The sequence below is a fragment of the Citrobacter sp. wls826 genome, assembly GCF_005281245.1.
In the GTDB taxonomy this organism is placed as follows: Bacteria; Pseudomonadota; Gammaproteobacteria; order Enterobacterales; family Enterobacteriaceae; genus Citrobacter; species Citrobacter braakii.
In genome coordinates this window covers 136259-142124 of record NZ_SZWS01000048.1, presented here as the reverse complement: position 1 = coordinate 142124, position 5866 = coordinate 136259, and the positions used below count along the sequence as shown (strand labels likewise).

Sequence of the window (5866 nt, the reverse complement as noted above, 5' to 3'; positions counted from 1 at the left end):
GCGCTACACCAGTAGCGCCATTTTTTTTTGCCAAAAAAACGTCATGTTTCGATAAGCCGGATGACGGGCCTCCACGCGCATTTTGCTGATGTAGGCTGCCATCCGGCAATACGGTTTACTCCAGTTGTGAGTTCAGGCGCTCAATCTCCTCACGCCATTGCGCCTGTAACAGCGGCTTTTGATGTTTCGGCTTGCGGGCAAGATCGTCAGCCAGACGCTGCTCCAGCGCAAGAAGTTGTTCCAGCAATCCATCGCTGTCACCGCTTATTTCGGCTCTTGCATCGACCACCGTTTTGGGAACGGTTATCTCCGAGGATGTTTCCCGAATACGCGCATTGACCGCGTCCAGATCGTGCCATTCACTGAGTTCGCCGTTGTCGATCAACCAAAACCGGTTACAGCTTTGGCTGATAAGCTGACGGTCGTGACTGACCAACAACACGCCGCCGTTATAGCTTTGCAGCGTTTCTGCCAACGCCTCTTTACCTTCCAGATCCAGATGGTTGGTCGGTTCATCGAGCATCAGCAGGCTGTAGCGCGCAAGCGTTAGCCCAACAAACAGCAGCCGGGAGCGCTCACCGCCGCTTAGGGAACTGATCCGCTGCGCGTGACGAACCCACGGAAAACCCGCGCTAATCAGCGCCATTTTGCGGATATCAGGCTGCGGAGCAAACGGCTCCAGCGCGTCAAATAACGAATCGTTATCTGCGAGTTGGTGCAGCGTCTGGTCGTAATACCCCAACGTAACGCGCGGGTGCAGCACCAGTGAAGGTGATGCCAGTTGTGAGTGAAACTGTTGCCAGATAAGCCTTAACAACGATGATTTCCCACAACCGTTGCGCCCGACAATCGCCACGCGATCGCCGCTTTTTAACCGGAGACCGGCAATGGAAAACAGCGTATCAGCGTCGGGAGCAGGAGCCACGGACAGATTAGTCATCTCCAGCAAACGATCCGCACGCAGGGCATCTCCCTGCAATGTTAGTGTCCACTGACTTCCTGACGTCACTTCAGTCTGTACCTCTTTCAGGCGCTGTACCTGTTTTTCCATCTGCTTGGCCTTGCGGGAAAGATCTTCGTTGTCGTAGACCCGCCCCCAGGTAGCCAGCCGTTTGGCGCTGGCGGTCACCCGGTCTATCTCCTTTTGCTCAGCCTTATGGCGCAGAGCATCGCTGATGTCTCTTTCTGCCAGAGCCTGACGCGCCGCGCTACAAGGCAGATCGAAGGAATGGAGAGTTCGATCGCGCAGGATCCAGGTTCCGTGAGTCACCGCGTCTAACAGCTGCGGGTCGTGGGAAACCACCACAAAACTGCCAGACCAGTTTTGTAAGAACTGTTCCAGCCACAGTAATGTTGGCAAGTCCAGGTGGTTACCCGGCTCATCCAGCAGCAGCAGGTCAGGGTTTCGCATCAGCGCCCGCGCCAATAACAGACGCGTGTGTTGGCCGCCGCTCAGCGTGTGTGCTGTCAGAGATAAATTCTCCGGCGTGAAACCCATTTCGGCGAGCAGTGCTTCAACTCGCCACTGCTGACCTGCGCGTTCATGCTCGGGCAGTTGAGCCAGAACGGCTTCCTGCAGCGTGAGCGGCAATATTTCGTCAGGCAGATGTTGTTCTACACGGGCGAGATGGCAGTGATTTGCCTGCGCGATAACCCCACTGGTCGGCGAAATTGTGCCATCGAGCAGTTTTAACAGCGTGCTTTTGCCGCAGCCGTTGTAACCGATAAGCCCGATGCGGTCGCCTTTTTTCAGGGTAAAGGAAAGATCGTCGAATAGCGTGCCGAATGCCGTATCAACGTGTAAGGATTGTGCGGTTAGTAATGTGCTCATTGTTGCTTACTCAAGAGTTACAGGCGTAAAAACGCCTCGTCAAACATCGCTGACGATAACCCGGTAAGCCCGAGAGAAGGGGATTTAGAAGTTAGCTTCGCTCAAGCAGAAGTTATCGCAGCACGATACCGATAACGCTTGAGCACTGGCGATCGCCAAAAGCATGTGAAACGATAAAACGTTCACAGTACAGCATAAGTATCCTCCTTTTGTTTTTCAGAATGTTAATCGGTAGCGAAAGTGTAATCGTAAGTCACGCAGTCGCGCAAGTTCTGAGCGCCCGGCAGCAGAGTGCCGCCGGGCAAACCGTCAGATAGAGGTACGACGGTAGTCGCGGTATTCTGCCTGCCAGAAATTATCGTCAATCGCCTGTTGCAGCGCTTCGGCGGAGGTTTTCACCGCCACGCCTTGCTGCTGGGCCATTTTACCGACGGCAAACGCGATGGCGCGGGAAACGGTCTGAATATCTTTCAGCTCAGGTAACACCAGTCCTTCGCCGTTAAGCACCAGCGGTGAATACTGCGCCAGCGTTTCACTGGCCGACATCAGCATTTCATCGGTGATACGCGATGCGCCAGAAGCAATGACCCCCAGACCAATACCCGGGAAGATATAGGCGTTGTTACATTGGGCAATGGGATAGATTTTCTCTTTCCACAGTACCGGTGCGAACGGGCTACCGGTCGCAACCAGCGCGTTACCCTCGGTCCAGGCGATAATATCCTGTGGCGTGGCTTCTACGCGGGAAGTCGGGTTAGACAGCGGCATGACGATCGGACGCGGGCAATGCTTATGCATTTCGCGAATGATCTCTTCGGTAAACAGGCCGGTCTGTCCGGAAACACCAATCAGGATGTCCGGCTTAACGTTGCGTACCACATCGAGTAACGACAGCACATCTTCTTGCGTATCCCAGTGCTGCAGATTATCGCGTTTTTGCACCAGTTTGGTCTGGAAAGAGAGCAGGTTCGGCATCTTATCAGTTAACAGGCCGAAGCGATCGACCATAAACACGCGTTGACGCGCCGCTTCTTCGCTTAAACCTTCACGCTGGATTTGCGCGATGATCTGCTCGGCAATTCCGCAACCGGCGGAACCTGCCCCGAGGAAGACAATGTTCTGTTCGCTTAACTGGCTACCGGCCGCACGGCTGGCCGCAATCAGCGTGCCAACGGTCACCGCAGCGGTACCCTGAATATCGTCGTTAAACGAGCAAATTTCATCGCGATAGCGGGTCAACAGCGGCATGGCGTTTTTCTGTGCAAAGTCTTCAAACTGCAACAGCACGTCCGGCCAGCGATGCTTCACAGCCTGGATGAATTCATCGACAAATTCGTAGTATTCATCATCGGTGATACGCGGATTACGCCAGCCCATATACAGCGGATCGTTGAGCAGTTGCTGGTTGTTGGTTCCGACGTCCAGTACCACCGGCAGGGTGTAGGCCGGGCTGATCCCACCACACGCGGTATACAGCGACAGTTTACCGATTGGAATACCCATCCCGCCGATCCCCTGATCGCCAAGACCCAAAATACGTTCCCCATCGGTGACAACGATGACCTTGATATTGTGGTTAGGGACGTTTTGCAGGATATCGTCCATATTGTGGCGGTTCTGATAAGAGATAAACACGCCGCGCGCGCGACGATAAATCTCGGAGAAACGCTCACAGGCCGCGCCAACCGTTGGGGTATAGATAACTGGCATCATCTCATCAAGGTGATTATGCACCAGGCGGTAAAACAGGGTTTCGTTGGTGTCCTGGATGTTGCGCAGGTAAATATGTTTATCGATTTCGGTTTTAAATCCCTGATATTGGATCCAGGCGCGTTCAGCCTGTTCTTCAATCGTCTCGACCACTTCCGGCAGTAACCCCAGCAGGTTGAAGTTACGGCGTTCTTCCGCACTGAAAGCACTCCCTTTATTCAGTAAAGGGAATTCAAGCAGAACCGGGCCAGCGTAGGGGATGTAAAGGGAACGCAGTTTTTTAGTTTCGTTTTCCATGTCACTCACTCTTTTTTGAATAACCGTCCCTGGCACTCTTTATGATCGTATGTGGCCTGTCAGCCAGGGAAACGGCCGAAGTATAAAGCATTGTGAATGGGTTAAGGGGTTTTATAAGCAAAAACACCACTGCGGTTGCAATGGTGTTTATCTCGTTATTCAGTCAGACGTGCGAAAGGCTATTTGGCGTCAGCGCGGCGCTTTCTTCCGGTAGGATTATTGACCACGTTGGTTTTGTCACCTTCGGTCACGACTTTACGTTGGTTTGAGATTTTGTGGTCCAGTCCGAGAATATGACGGGCCTGACGGTTCGATTTCATTCTAACTCCTTAATCCTGTTACTGGTTTCAAGGGCGAGTCCGTATGAGAACGGACGAAATACAACCTGATAGAAAGCCGATGTTGAAAATAGCGGCTTTCTGGATGGTCGGTCATTTCAGCTGAAAGGTCAATGCTTAAGCGGCAAATGAGAACTATCCCGTATGTGCCATGCTTTTTCTCAGCCGTCCTATACTTGTAACTCCAACGACAACACAGGAGAGCGGTAATGACTATCCATAAGAAAGGTCAGGCACACTGGGAAGGCGACATTAAGCGCGGTAAAGGTACCGTATCGACCGAAAGTGGGGTGTTGAATCAGCAACCGTATGGGTTTAATACCCGATTTGAAGGGGCGAAAGGCACCAATCCTGAAGAGTTGATTGGCGCGGCGCATGCAGCCTGCTTCTCAATGGCGCTTTCGCTCATGCTGGGCGAAGCGGGTTTTACCCCAGATGCCATTGATACCACTGCCGATGTTTCTCTGGATAAAGTGGATGCCGGATTTGCTATCACCAAAGTCGCGCTACACAGTCAGGTGAGCGTCCCGGGGATAGATGCCGCCACGTTTGACGGCATCATCCAGAAAGCAAAAGCCGGCTGCCCGGTATCACAGGTACTGAACGCGGAAATCATGCTGGATTATCAGTTAAAATCGTAAAGAAGGTGTGCCGGATGCGACGGGGTCTTATCCGGCACCAGATATCTTTATTGCGCCACCCAGCCGCCATCCATATTCCACGCCACACCACGCACCTGCGACGCCCCGTCTGAGCACAAAAATAGCGCAAGCTCACCCAACTGTTGCGGCGTGACGAATTCGCGCGACGGCTGTTTTTCCGCCAGCAGGGCGTCACGCGCGGCGTCAGGCTCAGCGCCTTCGGCAATACGTTTATCGATTTGCTGCTGGACCAACGGCGTAAGGACCCAACCGGGGCACAGCGCATTGCAGGTAATACCCGTCTGCGCGGTCTCCAGCGCAATGGTTTTGGTTAATCCCACCACGCCGTGCTTCGCCGCCACATAGGCGGATTTCTCTTTTGAGGCCACCAGGCCATGAACAGAAGCGATATTGATGATGCGTCCCCAGTTACGCGCACGCATGCCGGGAAGCGCCAGGCGCGTGGTGTGAAAGACAGAAGAGAGGTTAATGGCGATGATCGCGTTCCATTTATCAACCGGGAAGGTCTCCACCGGTGAAACATGCTGGATCCCGGCATTGTTGATCAGAATATCCACACCGCCAAATTCGCTATCGGCATAGCGCATCATGTCGGCAATTTGCGCTTCATCGCTCAGGTCCGCGCCATGATAGCCTGGCGTTTTGCCATACTGCGCAATGGCATCTTTGGCGGCTTCCACATCACCAAATCCGTTAAGGATCAGGGTAGCGCCCGCTTGCGCCAGCACCTGTGCGATGCCTAATCCAATACCGCTGGTAGAGCCGGTAACCAGAGCGGTTTTTCCCGTTAAGTTCATGATGATTCTCCTTAAACAATTCCGGTGGTGTAGAAGACGCCGATAACAAACAGCACGGCCAGACTTTTAATTACGGTAATGGCGAATATCCCGCCGTACGCCTGACGATGGCTAAGACCGGTTATGGCCAGCAGGGTAATGACCGCACCGTTATGCGGCAGAGTATCCATACCACCACTGGCCATTGACGCCACGCGGTGGAAGACCTCGAGGGGAATATTGGCGGCATGG

5 protein-coding genes and 1 pseudogene are annotated in these 5866 nt (G+C 53.5%); 1 reads left to right on the top strand and 5 read right to left on the bottom strand.

All coding sequences use genetic code 11. The features are described 5' to 3' along the window. Nucleotides 1-115: 115 nt before the first annotated feature. The 3 genes from FDW87_RS11320 to sra all read right to left on the bottom strand — a co-directional run bounded on the left by FDW87_RS11320 (nucleotide 116) and on the right by sra (nucleotide 4158). Nucleotides 116-1831 carry an ABC-F family ATP-binding cassette domain-containing protein gene (locus FDW87_RS11320; protein WP_137379755.1) on the bottom strand — a complete coding sequence of 572 codons (1716 nt, stop codon included), beginning with the start codon at nucleotides 1829-1831 and terminating at the stop codon, nucleotides 116-118. 309 nt (nucleotides 1832-2140) lie between these two features. Next, nucleotides 2141-3838, bottom strand: coding sequence for a malate dehydrogenase (gene maeA / locus FDW87_RS11315; protein WP_137379754.1), 1698 nt, complete (start codon nucleotides 3836-3838; stop codon nucleotides 2141-2143). Nucleotides 3839-4017: 179 nt separating this feature from the next. Further along, nucleotides 4018-4158 (bottom strand): stationary-phase-induced ribosome-associated protein, encoded by a 141-nt coding sequence (sra, locus tag FDW87_RS11310; RefSeq protein ID WP_016153103.1) that lies wholly within the window; start codon nucleotides 4156-4158, stop codon nucleotides 4018-4020. 227 nt (nucleotides 4159-4385) lie between these two features. Between sra and FDW87_RS11305 the strand changes: the two genes are divergently transcribed. After that, on the top strand, nucleotides 4386-4817 hold the full coding sequence (locus FDW87_RS11305; RefSeq protein ID WP_137379753.1) for an OsmC family protein: 432 nt from the start codon (nucleotides 4386-4388) through the stop codon (nucleotides 4815-4817). Between the two features lie 47 nt (nucleotides 4818-4864). On the opposite strand, the gene FDW87_RS11300 is transcribed toward FDW87_RS11305, so the two are convergent. Further along, nucleotides 4865-5635 (bottom strand): 3-hydroxybutyrate dehydrogenase, encoded by a 771-nt coding sequence (locus FDW87_RS11300; RefSeq protein WP_137379752.1) that lies wholly within the window; start codon nucleotides 5633-5635, stop codon nucleotides 4865-4867. An 11-nt stretch (nucleotides 5636-5646) separates the two neighbouring features. Beyond that, nucleotides 5647-5866: pseudogene (locus tag FDW87_RS22340) on the bottom strand (GntP family permease); the annotation flags it as partial.

Coding starts and splice junctions, on each gene's coding strand:
- FDW87_RS11305 (WP_137379753.1), top strand. CDS start 4,386: ATGACTATCCATAAGAAAGGTCAGGCACACTGGGAAGGCGACATTAAG.
- maeA (WP_137379754.1), bottom strand. CDS start 3,838: ATGGAAAACGAAACTAAAAAACTGCGTTCCCTTTACATCCCCTACGCT.
- sra (WP_016153103.1), bottom strand. CDS start 4,158: ATGAAATCGAACCGTCAGGCCCGTCATATTCTCGGACTGGACCACAAA.
- FDW87_RS11320 (WP_137379755.1), bottom strand. CDS start 1,831: ATGAGCACATTACTAACCGCACAATCCTTACACGTTGATACGGCATTC.
- FDW87_RS11300 (WP_137379752.1), bottom strand. CDS start 5,635: ATGAACTTAACGGGAAAAACCGCTCTGGTTACCGGCTCTACCAGCGGT.